Source organism: Wolbachia endosymbiont of Spodoptera picta (assembly GCF_018141665.1).
Lineage (GTDB): Bacteria > Pseudomonadota > Alphaproteobacteria > Rickettsiales > Anaplasmataceae > Wolbachia.
This window is the reverse complement of the sequence record NZ_CP067976.1, coordinates 270780-286252: the sequence shown is the minus strand read 5'-3', so window position 1 is coordinate 286252 and position 15473 is coordinate 270780. Positions and strand designations below refer to the sequence as shown.

The 15473-nt window shown below is 35.9% G+C and carries 13 protein-coding genes and 1 pseudogene; 11 read left to right on the top strand and 3 right to left on the bottom strand.

The annotated features are described in order from the left end of the window. Positions 1 to 550: 550 nt before the first annotated feature. The 3 genes from JKF54_RS01185 to JKF54_RS01175 all read right to left on the bottom strand — a co-directional run bounded on the left by JKF54_RS01185 (position 551) and on the right by JKF54_RS01175 (position 4444). On the bottom strand, positions 551 to 1570 hold the full coding sequence (locus JKF54_RS01185) for a virulence RhuM family protein (protein WP_211908286.1): 1020 nt from the start codon (positions 1568 to 1570) through the stop codon (positions 551 to 553). A 569-nt stretch (positions 1571 to 2139) separates the two neighbouring features. Beyond that, a complete protein-coding gene (locus JKF54_RS01180) occupies positions 2140 to 3246 on the bottom strand; it encodes a hypothetical protein (RefSeq protein WP_211908284.1) in 1107 nt (368 codons plus the stop codon). Beyond that, the gene (locus JKF54_RS01175; RefSeq protein ID WP_211908282.1) at positions 3212 to 4444 is read right to left on the bottom strand and encodes a hypothetical protein; all 1233 of its coding nucleotides are present in this window, start codon (positions 4442 to 4444) and stop codon (positions 3212 to 3214) included. The genes JKF54_RS01180 and JKF54_RS01175 overlap by 35 nt, the downstream gene beginning before the upstream one ends. Positions 4445 to 4661: 217 nt before the next feature. Here JKF54_RS01175 and JKF54_RS01170 point away from each other — a divergent pair, with 217 nt between their 5' ends. From JKF54_RS01170 to JKF54_RS01120, 11 genes and pseudogenes are all read left to right on the top strand, one after another. Next, positions 4662 to 5120, top strand: a complete 459-nt coding sequence (locus JKF54_RS01170) for a crossover junction endodeoxyribonuclease RuvC (protein WP_211908280.1) — start codon at positions 4662 to 4664, stop codon at positions 5118 to 5120. Positions 5121 to 5234: 114 nt separating this feature from the next. Then, positions 5235 to 6455 carry a DNA modification methylase gene (locus tag JKF54_RS01165; RefSeq protein WP_211908278.1) on the top strand — a complete coding sequence of 407 codons (1221 nt, stop codon included), beginning with the start codon at positions 5235 to 5237 and terminating at the stop codon, positions 6453 to 6455. Positions 6456 to 6483: 28 nt separating this feature from the next. Then, complete coding sequence (locus tag JKF54_RS01160; protein WP_141457100.1) at positions 6484 to 6966, top strand: hypothetical protein; 483 nt, start codon at positions 6484 to 6486, stop codon at positions 6964 to 6966. Positions 6967 to 6985: 19 nt separating this feature from the next. Then, complete coding sequence (locus JKF54_RS01155; RefSeq protein ID WP_211908276.1) at positions 6986 to 8470, top strand: ankyrin repeat domain-containing protein; 1485 nt, start codon at positions 6986 to 6988, stop codon at positions 8468 to 8470. Next, positions 8467 to 10292, top strand: a pseudogene (locus JKF54_RS01150) (phage terminase large subunit family protein). The gene JKF54_RS01155 and the pseudogene JKF54_RS01150 overlap by 4 nt, the downstream one beginning before the upstream one ends. A gap of 1 nt (position 10293) precedes the next feature. Beyond that, positions 10294 to 10518, top strand: a complete 225-nt coding sequence (locus JKF54_RS01145; protein ID WP_211908700.1) for a hypothetical protein — start codon at positions 10294 to 10296, stop codon at positions 10516 to 10518. 26 nt (positions 10519 to 10544) lie between these two features. Further along, positions 10545 to 11576 carry a PDDEXK nuclease domain-containing protein gene (locus JKF54_RS01140; protein ID WP_211908698.1) on the top strand — a complete coding sequence of 344 codons (1032 nt, stop codon included), beginning with the start codon at positions 10545 to 10547 and terminating at the stop codon, positions 11574 to 11576. Continuing rightward, positions 11576 to 13003 carry a phage portal protein gene (locus JKF54_RS01135; RefSeq protein WP_211908274.1) on the top strand — a complete coding sequence of 476 codons (1428 nt, stop codon included), beginning with the start codon at positions 11576 to 11578 and terminating at the stop codon, positions 13001 to 13003. The genes JKF54_RS01140 and JKF54_RS01135 overlap by 1 nt, the downstream gene beginning before the upstream one ends. Next, complete coding sequence (locus tag JKF54_RS01130) at positions 13000 to 14082, top strand: S49 family peptidase (protein WP_211908272.1); 1083 nt, start codon at positions 13000 to 13002, stop codon at positions 14080 to 14082. The genes JKF54_RS01135 and JKF54_RS01130 overlap by 4 nt, the downstream gene beginning before the upstream one ends. Further along, positions 14075 to 14443, top strand: coding sequence for a head decoration protein (locus JKF54_RS01125; RefSeq protein WP_211908270.1), 369 nt, complete (start codon positions 14075 to 14077; stop codon positions 14441 to 14443). Before JKF54_RS01130 ends, JKF54_RS01125 begins: the two co-directional genes overlap by 8 nt. 24 nt (positions 14444 to 14467) lie before the next feature. Further along, complete coding sequence (locus JKF54_RS01120) at positions 14468 to 15472, top strand: major capsid protein (RefSeq protein ID WP_211908268.1); 1005 nt, start codon at positions 14468 to 14470, stop codon at positions 15470 to 15472. Position 15473 lies beyond the last annotated feature (1 nt).

The window sequence follows — 15473 nt, the reverse complement described above, 5'->3', positions numbered from 1 at the left end:
CTCCAATCTCTGTTGTATTGGTATAGCAATCCCTATACCAGTCACTATATTGCTAACCGCTTCCCCTTGTATGTGGCTTTCCCACACTCCGAGTACTATCAGTTAGTCCGACTTCCTTTGCATCTTCCTCCAGTCCTTGCCTTTATTGACTTGTTCCAGAGTACCCTTACAGGAATACAAAGGATCTCCCAAGTTCACGTAAGGTCCATCTCAACACATGACGCGGCCTTCGATCCCGATGGGGTGAGTAATATCTTTCCTTAGCGTTATTACCCATGTTGCCTTCCACCAAATGTAAAGTGTCGGCCCCCATGACGCGTGAATTACGGGACTCAATACCTTCACTTTCGTTGCACCCTATGTTGTCCATTCCATTAGCTTTACTACGCTCGTTACCTTACGCAGCATAATGGTTTGTTCCAGGTTGCTGGCTAAGCTTTACCCGTGTTGGATTTTCACCAACTGTTCCTTACGTACTTCTTGGCGCACACAATTTTTCACCCCCCTTGAAATTAAAATAAAAGCAAGATGTCAAACATAGATAGCTCAACTACAAGCTGGTTTTTGTTGTAGTTATTTTCTCACTTTCTTTACTTGCTTTCATTAATTCATCAAAGTCAGATTCATGTAATTTATCTTGTATAACTCTATACTTTTCGTATTCTCCTTCAGCTAGAGCTTTTGCAACTTCAGCACTAACTTTACCAGCATCTTTAAGCACTTCATAATCATTGAACAATAGAAATGCATCCAACTTTTCAACCCAATTCTGCATTTTCATTAGCCGATGCTTTCTTGCTTGAAGTTCCGCATAATCTAGATACATCGAAACAATATGATTTAGTTCACTCAACTCTTTTTCAGTCAAATAGTTTTTTGCAGTACTCACATCACTCTTATGAATTTTGTTGCCAGAACCATCTTTCCATGTAGTTAGCCCCATATGTGGCTTTTCGTGATCAACTCGAGAACATATCAACTCTGCTGCAGTTAAACCATAAATTGCCCAATATAATTTATTTTGTACTTTTGCGTAAAATTGTCTTGTTATATCCGAATGTGGATCATAATCTGCAGAGCATTCAGCATAAATATCTGTAATCTTCTGGTAAAATCTGCGTTCGGATGCTCGTATTTCCCTGATTTTTTCAAGTAATTCATTGAAGTAATCTTTGCCAAACTTTGGGCCGTTTTTTAGCCGTTCACTATTCAATACAAATCCTTTGATGATAAAATCCCTCAAAACTTTTGTAGCCCATACTCTGAAAGATGTAGCCTTTTTAGAATTAACTCGATAACCAACAGCTATGATTGTATCTACATTATAAAATTGCGTCGGGTAATTTTTACCATCTGCAGCAGTTACCTCAAAAGTGGAAACAACTTCTTTTTCTTGTAATTCACCAGATTCAAATATGTTCTTTATATGCTTACTAATAGCCGGCAGTTGCACATCAAATAATTCAGCCATCCTTTTTTGCGTAAGCCAAAGATTTTCATCTCTGCATAAAACTTCAATTTCTATATTTCCACCTGGGGTAGTATAAAATACAATCTTATTCTCATCCATTATCTATCTCCTATAACTTACAAACAAACCATTAATGAAGTTTAAGGAATTTAACCAATTAATTGTCTTTACTGCAACCAAATTCTTTAAAACGTCTTTAGAGGGCTATTATAACTTATTAATGAGCTAGATAGAGGGGGATATATGTTTTATCAAAAATCCATTTGACCTCTTCTCAGCTCCAGTAAACAGTTATTTCCAAAATGGAAACAACTCAAATAGTAAGATGTCTAGGAGTTCCGTTTAGCGGATTCTTAAAGCTCTTTAATTTCTGAGCTACATTCAAATTATTTTAACTTTTTTTCAGAAAATCCCGGAAAAAGTAGCAAGAAATCCGGTATATATATTATAGAAGGGCATTGAGTGTAGATGTGCTTCAAACACAAAAGTCGGCAAACGAACAGAGTAGAAAAGATTGAAGAAAGCAAAAGAAACGAGATAGGTTTTTGGTGAGTTGCGTAATTGAGAATTTATATTTTCAAATTTCTTTAAATAAGACAAAAACTGTATTTTAAAGCTAGATGTGACTTTAGGGTAAAATATACTACTTTTACTTCTCGTCAACACAGTTAACGAACTACCACAGTAAAAGGGTTAATACGGTAACCATAATCTCTACGCAATGATCCAGGCCAACCAACTGTTTGAATCACATCATTACGTTCGATGTTTAGTCCTAATTTTTTAGCTAAGGTGGTTTTTATTGTTCTTTGGATTGTGTTTAGTGGTTTTCTGATGTGATGTTCTGGATCTGCTTCTGGATCAAGATTTAGGCGCTTTTCTATTTCAGTTATGCTAAGCAACATGTGTTTTTCAGGAGGTAATTCTTTTTTACAATCATTCAAAAATTGTTCAAATAATATGCGAAAAACCTTCATACATGCTACAGCTTTCTTATTTAGAATCTCTATATTGTTTACGTAAAGTGAGCCCTCTATCAATTGCAACTTTAATAATTCCTTCTCTTTAGGAGGTTCAATTAGATTAAGTGCAGTATGTAAGATTTGCATTGAAGTATTTGGTATGAACTCTAGTACTCCTCTTTGTGCTGCTTCTTGGAATACTTCAATTAAAGTCTTATGCTGAAAGAAAAGGTCAACCATTTTTACTATGGGCAAATCAAGAGGTATGTTTGATGGATTTTTTCTCAGTATTATTAATACAGTTGGATTAGCTTTAAGCTTATCTATCGTTAAGAATGTTGGATTGGTGCAAAAATCAAGTATGATTAAACTTACAATCTTACCTTGTCCACCAACATGATAAACTCCGCTTTCCACTTTTTGCCACATAAAATTTGTATCACTTAGCTGACCTTCAAACCAATTCATAAATTTCTCTGGGTTTAAATATGCAGATAAGTGGTGAAATCTTTGCTTCTTGTAGGTATTAGGTAAAATATCACGGTTGCAGTTTTCACAAATTATATTATCGCATGCTTCGTTAAAGTCCTCATCAATGAAAATCTCATTGTTACAGTATGGATCAACTATATTGGGCCAATCTAATTTATCTTGTCTACGAGAGCAGATAATGTAAGACCTCTCTTGCATCTTAATTAATTCAAGATCTGACAAATACCTTGCTGCTTCGATGTAATTTTGATTTGGATTAACCCAAGAGCTGCCAGAATTAAGAAGATCAGAGATTTGCTCTTGGCAAGATTGTAAGACCATAAAATTGTTTTATGTATGCTTTAAAATCCTCTCTTTCCCTTTTATTCAGAGGATGTTCAGAGTAGTAAATTGCTATATACTCATCACTTCGCTTGAAAAATAAGCCTATCTTTTTGCCTTGAAATATTACTTTAATCGACTCTATAAGTGGCACTATGTTTCCTACAAATGGCTTTAAAACATGCAATTCCGGTGCAATAGGATCATATGGAGCGACAGTCAAAGTGATATTAGTATAGCTGTAATTGAAACGATTTGACTGAAACTTTAACTCAAAAACACGAATATTTGAATCAGATTCATTAATACAAGTTTCTATAAATTTATGCACCTGTTCCGCGAAATTTTTATCCTGCACATCTACAAAAATACATTCGCAGCCAAAGTAACAACTTGCAATGCTATTTGCTATTTCTATAGCTTGATCAATATTTCTAGCACCAAGATCTACCTGAGTGCCATTTAGTAGAAAATCCAAAATCATCCACTCTGCCTTATGGCCATGAATAACTTTGTTTGAATTTAACAACAAATCTATATCGCTAGCTTTGCGTATTAACACATATAAACGATTCTGATGATAGAAGAAACCTTGTAGTTGATTCTCGAAACTGTCATTTCTCTTAATGTTATTTTCTTTCAGTATTTGTTGTATGATTTCCTCTGAGATAAAGTCCTTAAATGGAGTACTTGGTCGTCTTGGTATTTTTTGTAAGGCAAAAGACATGAAACTCTTTCTTTGTATTTTTTCAAAGTGATAGACAGACTTTAAAAGATTGTAATCTGCATGAAACAGTAGAAACAGCAAAGACTTCTTATCATATTTATTATTATTTTTTACAAGGTAGGATTTCATGAGTTCTGTAGTTAATGCAGATCTTGCAATTTCACTGACAGTAACTTCTAGTTTTGCACGGTCAAAACAGGTAATCAAGTAGTAAGTAACGAGAGAATCGGAATAATTAGCAATCACTTTACGTTTGTATTGTACAGATGTATTATCGTAACTTTCATCATCAAAGAGTTGAGCATTTAATTTATCTTTAAAGGAGTTTTGAAAAATAATATTTAATTGCTTACCAGAAAGTGAATCTATCCAAGACTGACGTATTTTTGTATTGTGAAAACGGTCAAGCAAATGGTTAACAGGGACTTCTAAATCATCTTCCCAAAATTTACGATTTGGATAAATGTTCATAAGAAACTAACCACACCATGATAACATAATAGACTATTTAAATAGTTAAGATAGAAATCTGAAAGTCTTGACCAATAATTATGCAATAGCTGTTTACTGATTTTTAACCAAGTTTTTTCTAAAAAGTTTGCTTAAGAAGAAGATTTTTTGGACAAAAATTTTTCAAATCCTGAATATATATTATATAGCACTCTAGCGAAACAAATTATGAATATAAATGTCAATCCTAACACTGGACCTTGGCAAGCAAACGGGCTGGGCAATTCTAACAGATGGAATAATTGAAAGTGGAAGCAAAGGCTTTCATGGTAGTCGTTTCAGTGGAGGTGGCATGTGCTTCTTGAATCTTCGTAATTGGCTTAATTCTTTGAAACATGAGTTCACTGCAGTGTATTTTGAAGAAGTGAGAAGACATCTAGGAACTGATGCAGCGCATTGCTACGGTGGTTTTCTTGCCGTTCTATCTGCTTGGTGTGAAGAGAACAATATTCCCTACCAAGGTGTTAATGTTAAAACTATAAAACGCTTTATAGCAGGCAAAGGCAATGCAAGTAAGAGTGAAGTTATTGAAGCGATACGTGAAAAAAGTTTTTCACCTAGAGATGATAATGAGGCCGATGCTTTAGCTTTGATGTTCTATATTAGTAAAGATATTAATAAGACAAAAAACCCATAAAAAGTGGGTCCTTTCGGCCATGCTGGAGGGTTTGGTGGGTTTGACCCCAGGCCTTCTTTAGCGTCAGAGATATTTTGAATATTAACTTTTTAATTATTAAGAATTTAAACATATATGAATTTAGCAATCCACTACTATCCTACTCGAGATCTAGTCGAATATGAGCGTAACCCACGTAAAAATGATGACGTAGTAAATAGAATGTGTGCTTCTATTCGGGAGTTTGGTTTTCGTATACCAATAATTGCAAAAAGCGATGGGACTGTGGTTGATGGCCATTTAAGACTTAAAGCAGCAAGAAAACTTGGTATGGAGAGTATTCCAGTGGTCTTAAGTGATAATTTAAATGAACCACAAACCAAAGCTTTTCGGTTACTGGCAAATCAATCAGCTAATTGGGCAAAGTGGGATGATGATCTTTTGAAGGTGGAAATTCAAGAGTTAGAAGATTTACAATTTGATCTTAAAATGACTGGATTTGAGCTAGAAAAAGTTCAACATTTCCTTGATGACTTAGATGGTGAAAAAGAAGATTTTTCTGACTTGGTTGGTGATGAAAAAAGGGTAGAAATAACAAAACCAGGGGATTTATGGATTTTAGGTGATCATAGAATCTATTGTGGTGATAGCTCTGTAGTTGAATCATATAAAGCGCTGTTAGATGATAAAATGGCAGACATTACTGTTTGTGATCCTCCATATAACGTTGATTATGGTAGCAGTCAAGAAAGAGAGGATAAAAAGATACTAAACGATAATCAAGGTGAAAAGTATGAGCTTTTTCTCTATGACATCTGTTCCCATATTTTAGCATATACGAAGGGGGCAATTTACATTTGCATATCATCATCAGAGTTTTCAACGTTGAAAAAAGCATTTGAGGAGGCAGGAGGAAAATGGTCAACATTTATCATTTGGGCAAAGAGTCACTTTACGCTAGGAAGATCAGATTATCAAAGACAATACGAAGCAATGCTCTATGGATGGAAAAGCGGTAATAAACGTGAGTGGCATGGAGGAAGAAATCAAAGTGATCTGTGGTTTTATGATAAGCCAACACATAACTCATTACATCCAACAATGAAGCCAGTAGAGCTAATGGAGAGAGCAATAGTTAATAGCAGTAGACCTGGAGATATAGTATTTGATCCATTTAGTGGTTCTGGAAGTACACTGATTGCATGTGAGAGAACAGGAAGAATCTGTAGGACAATAGAGCTAGATTCAAAATTTGTAGATGTAACCATAAAACGTTGGCAAATATATACCGGAAGAGATGCCCTTTTAGCCAGTACTGGTAAAACTTTTGCGGAAATTCAAGAAGAAAATTCGTAAAAAGGAGCGAAAAGAGAGGAGGAAAAGAGTGGAAAAAATCACACAAACAGAATGGGCAAGAGAGATAGGAGTATCAAAGCAATATGTCTGTTCTTTAGTAAAAAAAGGAATAGTTGAGCTGGAAGATGGACTCATTGACCGAGAACAAGCAAACAGGGCTATAGAAACAATCAGAGATCCAAGTCAACCACTGAGAAGAAAAAACTATTCAGAAAGCGGAGAAAAACTTTCCACGATGTTGCTTAAAACGCGAATAAAAAATGAAATGGAGCGAGGTAAACTTCTTGAGGCGAAAGCTAAGGCTGAGATAGGAGAACTTGTAGCAGTAGAAGAAGTAAAGCGCGATGCGTTTAATGTAGCAAGAGTTGTCCGTAATAATTTGCTTAATATTCCAAATAGAGTTTCAGCACTGCTTGCATCACTGAGCGACACTGAAAAGATTCATATGGCGCTAACCGAAGAGATTACAAACTCATTACAAGAATTATCTAATACTAAATTTCAAATATAAAAAAGATTTTGAATATAAAATGGCTGATAACTTAAGTTTAGAGTTAATAAAATGCCTCATTAATCAACCTGGATTAGATGTTAATGTCAGAGGGTTAAACGGAAAAACTCCACTGCATTGCGCTATAGAGTTTGATGAATTAAGTATGGTAGATCTGTTACTCACGAAAAAGAACATTAATCCTTTTGTTGAGGACAATGAAGGCAAAACCTCCTTAGATTATGCCAAAGAAGGTAAAAAAGCAGAAATATTACAAGCATTAATCAATCACAAATACGGATCAGAACAAGATAGCTTACTTCATTTAGCTGCAATGATAGGTGAAATTAATGCAGTTAGATATTTGATCAGAAAAGGTATTGACGTTAATGTACGAAATGCTCTGCATCATACTCCATTACATCTAGCAGCAGGCATAGGACATGAAAATGTTGTCAAAATTTTAGTGGAAGAAGGAAGCGCTGAAATAGATGTCTTTGATGCACGAAATCAGACACCAATGCACTATGCAGTTAATAACAAGAAGTTGGAGATAGTAAAGTTATTACTGGAGCTAGGAGCAGATGTAAATAGCGCACGTGTAGGACAAAACTCGATGAAATTATCACCTGTGCATATAGCTGTAAGTAATACTAATTACGATGAAAGGGATTTATGTCTTGATATTCTCAAATGCTTAATAAAGGAGCCTAATGCTCAAGTCAATTTGCAGGACTACGAAAATAGAACACCTCTACATTACGCTGAAAGACTTAAAACAATAGAGGTCTTACTAACGCGAGAAGATATAGACCCTCTGGTAAAAGACGATAGGGGCAAGACACCATTTGATTACGCTAAACCTGAGATAAAGAAGGCTTTGATGAGTAATAAATACGGTTCTGAAAAGAATAGTCTACTCCATTTAGCTGCACAAAGAGGAGAAATTGAGCTTGTAGATGCAATCTTAAAGGAAGAAATTGATATTGATATTGTAAATAATAAAGGTTTATCACCTATTTACCTTGCTGCAGAAAAAGGACATTTACATGTAGTAAAATTACTACTGAAAAAAGGAGCAAACTATACACCTGTTTTGCACTTAGCAATCAAGTCAAATAATTTAGAGTTACTTAAAGTTTTATTTACTGAAAAAAATGGAGCGTTACTCTGCAGAGATACCGTTGTTAATTTTCCAACCCTTCATAATAAATATATAGCACAGAGAGAAATAGCAGATAAAAGGATGAAAAAACATAATAATATTATCTGCATCTGTATTACAGTTAGCGCAGTAGCAATGGCAGCATATATAGGTTTAACAGCAACAACAATAAGCAGTACAATCATTTTTGCAACAACAACAGGAATACTTGCGCTTATTATAGCAATAATGATAAGTGAGATGAGCAAAAGATACATAGAAAAGGAATTTCAGAAAAAGATGTTTATGGAACTGGAAGAGTGTAGTTCTACTGTTAATGATGTTGAGATAGAGTCAATTATGAATAGATGCAGACAATGATATACGCTAGAGCTTTTTCTGAAGGTTTAAGACCAGATCCAGAGCTTAAAGTATCAGAGTGGGCAAATGAGTATCGAGTTCTAGCACCAACTGCAGCATCAGAGCCAGGGAAATGGAGAACAGAAAGAACTCCTTATTTAAAAGAAATAATGGATTCACTTTCTCCTTCTTCACCTGCAGAAAAAGTAGTATTCATGAAAGGAGCGCAGATTGGGGGAACAGAAGCTGGTAACAATTGGATAGGCTATATCATCGATCAAACACCAGGGCCAATGCTAGTAGTACAGCCAACAGTTGAAATGGGAAAACGTTGGTCAAAAGGAAGATTTGCGCCACTGATTGAAAGTACACCATGTTTAAAAAGTAAAGTAAAAGACCCAAGATCAAGAGATTCAGGGAATACTGTACAAAGTAAGGAATTTCCAGGTGGAATAGTAGTAATAACCGGAGCAAATAGCAGTGTAGGCCTCCGATCTATGCCAGTAAAATATCTCTTTCTTGATGAAATAGATGCCTATCCAGGAGATTCGGGAGGTGAAGGAGATCCAGTTTTACTCAGCATAGCCCGTACTAATACATTTGCACGGCGAAAGATTTTTTTAGTATCAACGCCAACGATTCATGGAATAAGCAGAATTGAGAAGGAATTTGAAGCTACAGACAAGAGATATTTTTTTGTACCATGTCCGCATTGTAATTATTACCAAATTTTAAAGTGGTCACAAATAAAATGGGAAGATAAAAATCCAAATACAGCACACTATATGTGTATAGAATGTGGTGAAAAGATAGAAAATCATCAAAAGACAGAGATGCTAGACCGTGGAGAATGGAGAGCTACAGGGGCAAAAGAAGGGGAGAAAAAAGGATTTCATCTTTCAAGTCTTTATAGTCCAGTAGGCTGGTATAGTTGGCAACAAGCAGTAGAGGACTTTCTCCATGCAAAGGAAAGCGAACAATTACTGAAGGTTTGGATAAATACTACGCTTGGAGAAACCTGGGTAGATAAAGGAGAAGTACCAGATTGGAAGCAATTATTTAACAGGAGAGAATTTTTTCCCGTAGGCACAGTACCAAAAGGTGAAGTGGTTCTCACAGCAGGAGTAGATGTCCAAAAAGATCGGTTAGAAGTAGAAGTTGTAGCATGGGGAAAAAGCCGTGAAAGTTGGTCAATAGACTACCGAGTATTTGAAGGAGATACAGGAGGAGGAGAAGTATGGGGAAAGCTTTCGGAGCTCCTCAATCATCATTTTATTGGTGAAAATGGTCTTGAATATATGATAAGTATGATGGCGGTTGATGCAGGGTATGCAACGCAGGAAGTGTATAATTGGGTAAGGAGTCATCAAGGCTCTGGAAGAGTAATGGCAGTAAAAGGTGTAAATAAAGCACTAGTGCCACTTAGCAGCCCAAGTAGAGTAGATATAACAGTTGGTGGTCAAAAGCTAAAGAGAGAATAAAGCTATGGCCAGTAGGAGTATCGATATTAAAGTCAGAGCTTTTTCAATTACTTAATGTTTTAAAAGAAGGTGAAGAAGCTCCAGCAGGATATTGTCATTTTCCCGAATATGCACCTGAATATTTTAAGCAGCTAACGGCAGAGCAATTAGTCAGCAAAGTGGTAAAAGGATACACCAAACAAGAGTGGCAAAAGGTAAGAGAAAGAAATGAAGTGCTAGATTACCAAATTTATGCGAGAGCTGCATCTATTGCGCTTGGAATCGATCATTGGCCAGAGAGTAAATGGAATAGTTTGAGTGGAAAAATGGAAAGCAAAAAGCCTAAAAAAGTAAGGCAAAGCCAATGGTTGAATGAGAAGTGAAATGTATAACGAAGAATATTTAATTCAAGTCGAAGAAGCGATAAAGAAACTACAAAATGGAGAGAGAGTAGTATCAATTGCATATGGTGACCATATTGTACGGTACGGGGAAGTTCAAATAAAGGATTTATTGGAGCTCAGGCAACGAATAAAAGCGGGGTTAAAAGTTGCGGGCATGAAGCCAAAGAGGAAAATTGTTTTTTCAACGAGTAAGGGGATCATATAATGATGAAAATCGTTGAAAGGAACCGTATGACAAAAATTATAGCAAAAGAATATACAGAATTTTTAGAGCAGCTGAAAGAACAGATTGCTATTAGTCGTTATAAAGCAGCAAGAACAGTAAATAAAGAGCTACTACTACTTTATCATTATATTGGAACACAGATTCTAGAAAAACAAAAGAGCCAAGGTTGGGGATCCAAAGTAATTGAGCAGTTAAGTAGAGACTTAAAGGCTGAGTTTCCAGAAATGAAAGGTTTTAGCACAAGAAATCTAAAATATATGAGGCAGTTTGCAGGGGAATATCAAGATATTGAATTTGTGCAACAACTTGTTGCCCAATTGCCATGGGGACATAATATATTTCTGATGGACTTAGTTCGGGACAAAGAAGCGAGGCTATTCTACATAAAAGAAGCTATAGAACATGGCTGGTCAAGAAACATCATGGTAATGCAGATTGAACTTGGGTTACATAAACGTCAAGGAAAGGCTATCACTAATTTTAAAGAGAAGTTACCTTCACCTCAATCAGATCTAGCGCATTACACGTTAAAAGATCCATATATTTTTGATTTTTTAAGTATAGGAAAGGATGCTCATGAAAGAGAAGTAGAAAAAGGTCTTGTAGGACATATGGAGAAGTTTTTGTTAGAACTTGGTGAAGGCTTTGCATTTGTAGGTAGACAATTTCATTTAGATGTTGGTGATGAAGACTTCTTTGTCGATCTATTATTCTACCATCTAAAATTACGTTGTTTTATAGTAATTGAATTGAAAGATAATAAGTTTAAACCAGAATACGCCGGTAAAATGAATTTCTACCTTTCAGCAGTAGATGACTTGCTAAAACACGAGACAGATCAACCATCTGTAGGGTTGATTTTATGTAAATCTAAAAATGATGTACTAGTAAAATACACTCTAAAAGATATGACAAAACCAATAGGACTAGCAGAATATCGAATAACTGAAAGTCTACCAGAGAATATAAAGACAGCTTTACCAACGATAGAGGAATTAGAAGCTGAGTTATCTAAAGTTTCAGATAAAGAGAAGTAATGCTACTCAAATCATTCAAACAACTATTTAGTAAGCCAAAAATCAAAAGCTCAGCCTGGGATGCAGCAGGATCAGGAAGAAGATTTTTTCACTTTCAACCAGAGTTAGGAAGTATAAACAATTTGCTGTCTCAAAGCCTTGAAACTTTACGTAGTAGATCACGTGATATGGTGAGAAAAAATCCTTACGCTGCAAATATAATTGATACGATAGTAAGTAACTCTATTGGAACAGGAATAAAACCGCAATCAAAAGCAAGAGATGGAGAATTTCGAAAGAAAGTACAAGAATTATGGCTAAGATGGACAGATGAAGCAGATAGTAACGGAGTAAGTGATTTTTATGGATTACAAGCTCTAGTATGCAGAAGTATGATAGAGGGAGGAGAATGTTTTATACGTTTAAGAACGAGAAAGCTAGAGGATAGATTTTCTGTACCATTACAACTACAAGTACTTGAGTCTGAACATTTAGATAATAAAACAAATCAAACTTTAGGAAATGGTAATGTAATAAGAAACGGGATTGAGTTTAACAGGCTTGGGCAAAGAGAAGCATACTACCTATTTAAAGAACACCCTGGTGAAAGTATGTTTGGAGAATCAGTGAGAGTGCCAGCAAATGATGTTTTACATATTTATAGACCATTAAGACCTGGGCAAATCAGAGGGGAGCCTTGGCTTTCTAATATACTGCTGAAGCTTTATGAGCTTGATCAATATGATGATGCAGAGCTGGTGAGAAAGAAAACTGCAGCAATGTTTGCTGGATTTATTACGAGACTCGATCCAGAAGCAAATATCATGGGAGAAAGTGAAAGTAATGAGCAAGGAGTGGCACTATCAGGTTTAGAGCCAGGAACAATGCAGCTTTTAGACCCAGGAGAAGACATAAAATTTTCAGAACCGTCAGATGTTGGAGGAAGTTATGAAGCGTTTATAAGACAGCAACTCAGGGCAATAGCGATTGGTACAGGGATAACATATGAGCAACTAACAGGAGATTTAACCGGTGTTAATTATTCATCAATTAGAGCAGGATTAATAGAGTTTCGTAGGAGATGTACAATGTTACAGCATAACATAATGGTATTTCAGTTTTGCCGTCCTGTATGGGATAGGTGGTTAGAGTTAGCACTACTTTCTGGAGAGCTAGACATAGGTGAAGAATGGACAAAGGGAAAAGAAGGAGCAAAAAAAGAAGTAAAATGGATACCACAGGGATTTGATTGGGTCGATCCGCTAAAAGATCAGCAAGCACAGCAAATGGCAGTAAGAAATGGATTCAAGAGTCGAGCGGAAGTAGTATCAGAAATGGGTTATGATGTAGAAGAAATTGACCAAGAAATAGCAGAAGATCAAAGACGTGCAAGTGAACTGGGCTTAAGTTTTGATTCTGACGTTACGGCCAATCAAGAGGTGATATGAAACAACAATGGCTAAACAGATGTGTAATGGTAGAACCAAGGAGTTTTGAATTACTGTCACTACAAACAGGAAAGCAGCCTATCTTTAAAAATATAAAACATGCAGTAGGAAATAGTGAAAGAGGAATAATACCGATACATGGAATCTTGACAAAAAAGTCAGAAACTTTTGATGATATTTTGGGAATGACTTCCTATAATCAAATAGAAGCACAAATTACACAAGCAATAGAAGATAGTGATATAGAAACAATCCTGTTGGATATAGACAGTCCAGGAGGAGAAGTAAATGGAGTGTTTGACCTTGCTGATTTTATTTACAGTGCAAGAGGAAAAAAGAGGATAATAGCGATAGCAAATGATGATGCATATTCTGCAGCGTACGCTATAGCTTCTAGTGCTGAAAAGATTTTTCTCACCCGCACTTCAGGAGTTGGGAGTATAGGAGTAATAGCAAGTCATATAGATCAAAGTGGATTTGATGAAAAATGTGGAATAAAATATACCACAGTGTTTGCAGGAAGTAGAAAAAATGATTTAAATCCACATGAGCCAATAACTTCTGAGAGTTTAGAAAATCTAAAAAGCGAAGTGAATCGTTTATATGAAATGCTGGTTGAGCTAATAGCACGGAATAGAAACCTCTCTGTAGAGGCAATAAAAAATACTGAAGCAGGGCTTTATTTTGGTGAAAATGCAGTAGAGATAGGTCTTGCAGATGGAATTACAATTCTTTCAGAGTTTAAATCTATTAATAAAAACAGGAGTATTACTATGAACGAGCAAACTATAACTGACCTAGAAACTAATAATTTAACTAAGTATCGTACTGAAGTTCTTGAATTAGTACGTTTATGTAACTTATCACGAATGCCAGAGAAAATAGGAGAATTTATTGAGCAGGGCGTAAGTGTTGAGCAAGCAAGGGAGGTTTTAATGGAATTACTTGCAGAAAGAACGAAAAAGACAGAGATACTGAGTGCAATACCACAGAATTCAGGAGAAGAGTTGATGATGCAGGTAGCGAAAAGTCGTAGGCATTTAAAATATATAACAAAAGGAGAAAAGCAAAATGAGTAGTATAACAGAACAAAATAATCTAGGTGACTTATTAAAGTATGAGGCATCAAGTCTATATTCAAGAGACCAAATAACGGTAGCAAAGGGTCAAAATCTGAAGCTAGGGACAGTTGTTGGTCGTGATAAAGACAACATGATTAGGATAATAAATCCAACTGCCACAGATGGCACACAAACAGCAATAGGTGCAATAGTAAGTGATGTAAATGCGACAGAAAATGCCAAAGCAGTAATTATTACTCGTAGTGCAATGCTAGCTGATTATGCAGTTGTATGGCCAGCAAATATCACTAAAGAGCAGAAAAATGCAGCAATAAAGCCACTTGAAGCACGAGGGATCATTGTCCGCAAGGGAGTTTAACTAAAATTAATAAGGAGAAAAAGAATGCAAAATCCATTTACAAATACAGCATTTAGCATGACGGCACTAACAAATGCGATGAATATATTGCCGATAAATTATGGACGTGTTGGAAATTTAAATTTATTTCCAAGTAGATCAGTAAGATTTAGACATATTACGATAGAAGAACACAACGGAGTGTTAAGTTTACTACCAACGCAGTTACCCGGAGCACCAGCAACAGTAGGAAAAAGAGGGAAAAGAAAAGTAAGAACATTTACGATTCCACATATTCCTCATGATGATGTAGTGTTACCAGAAGAAGTACAGGGAATAAGAGCATTTGGATCAGAGAGTGAACTGAAAGCGCTGGCAGACGTAGTAACTGACCATTTACAGCTAATGAGAAACAAACATGCAATAACATTAGAGCATTTGCGAATGGGAGCGCTGAAGGGAATAATTTTAGATGCTGATGGGTCAGAATTATTAAATCTGTACAACAAATTTGAAATAACACCAAAAGTAGTAAATTTTGCCCTTGGAACAGCAACAACTGATGTAAAACGTAAGTGTCTGGAAGTACTCCGGCATATAGAAGATAACCTAAGTGGTGAATATATGACTGGAATTCATGCCTTGGTAAGCCCTGAGTTTTTTGATGCATTAACTTCTCATGCTAAAGTAAAAGAAGCATATGAAAGATGGCAAGAAGGAGCAGCACTTCGAAATGATATGAGGTCAGGATTTACGTTCTGTGGCATAACATTTGAGGAATATAGAGGGCAAGCAACTGACCCTGAAGGAACCGTAAGAAGATTTATTGAGAAAGATACAGGTCACTGTTTTCCACTAGGAACAGCAAGCACATTTACAACATATTTTGCACCAGCAGATTTTAATGAAACGGTAAACACACTAGGACAACCGCTTTATGCAAAACAAGAGCCAAGAAGATTTGATAGAGGGACCGATTTACATACGCAGTCAAATCCTCTGCCAATGTGCCATCGTCCGGCCGTTTTAGCGAAAATAGTAACAACATAGT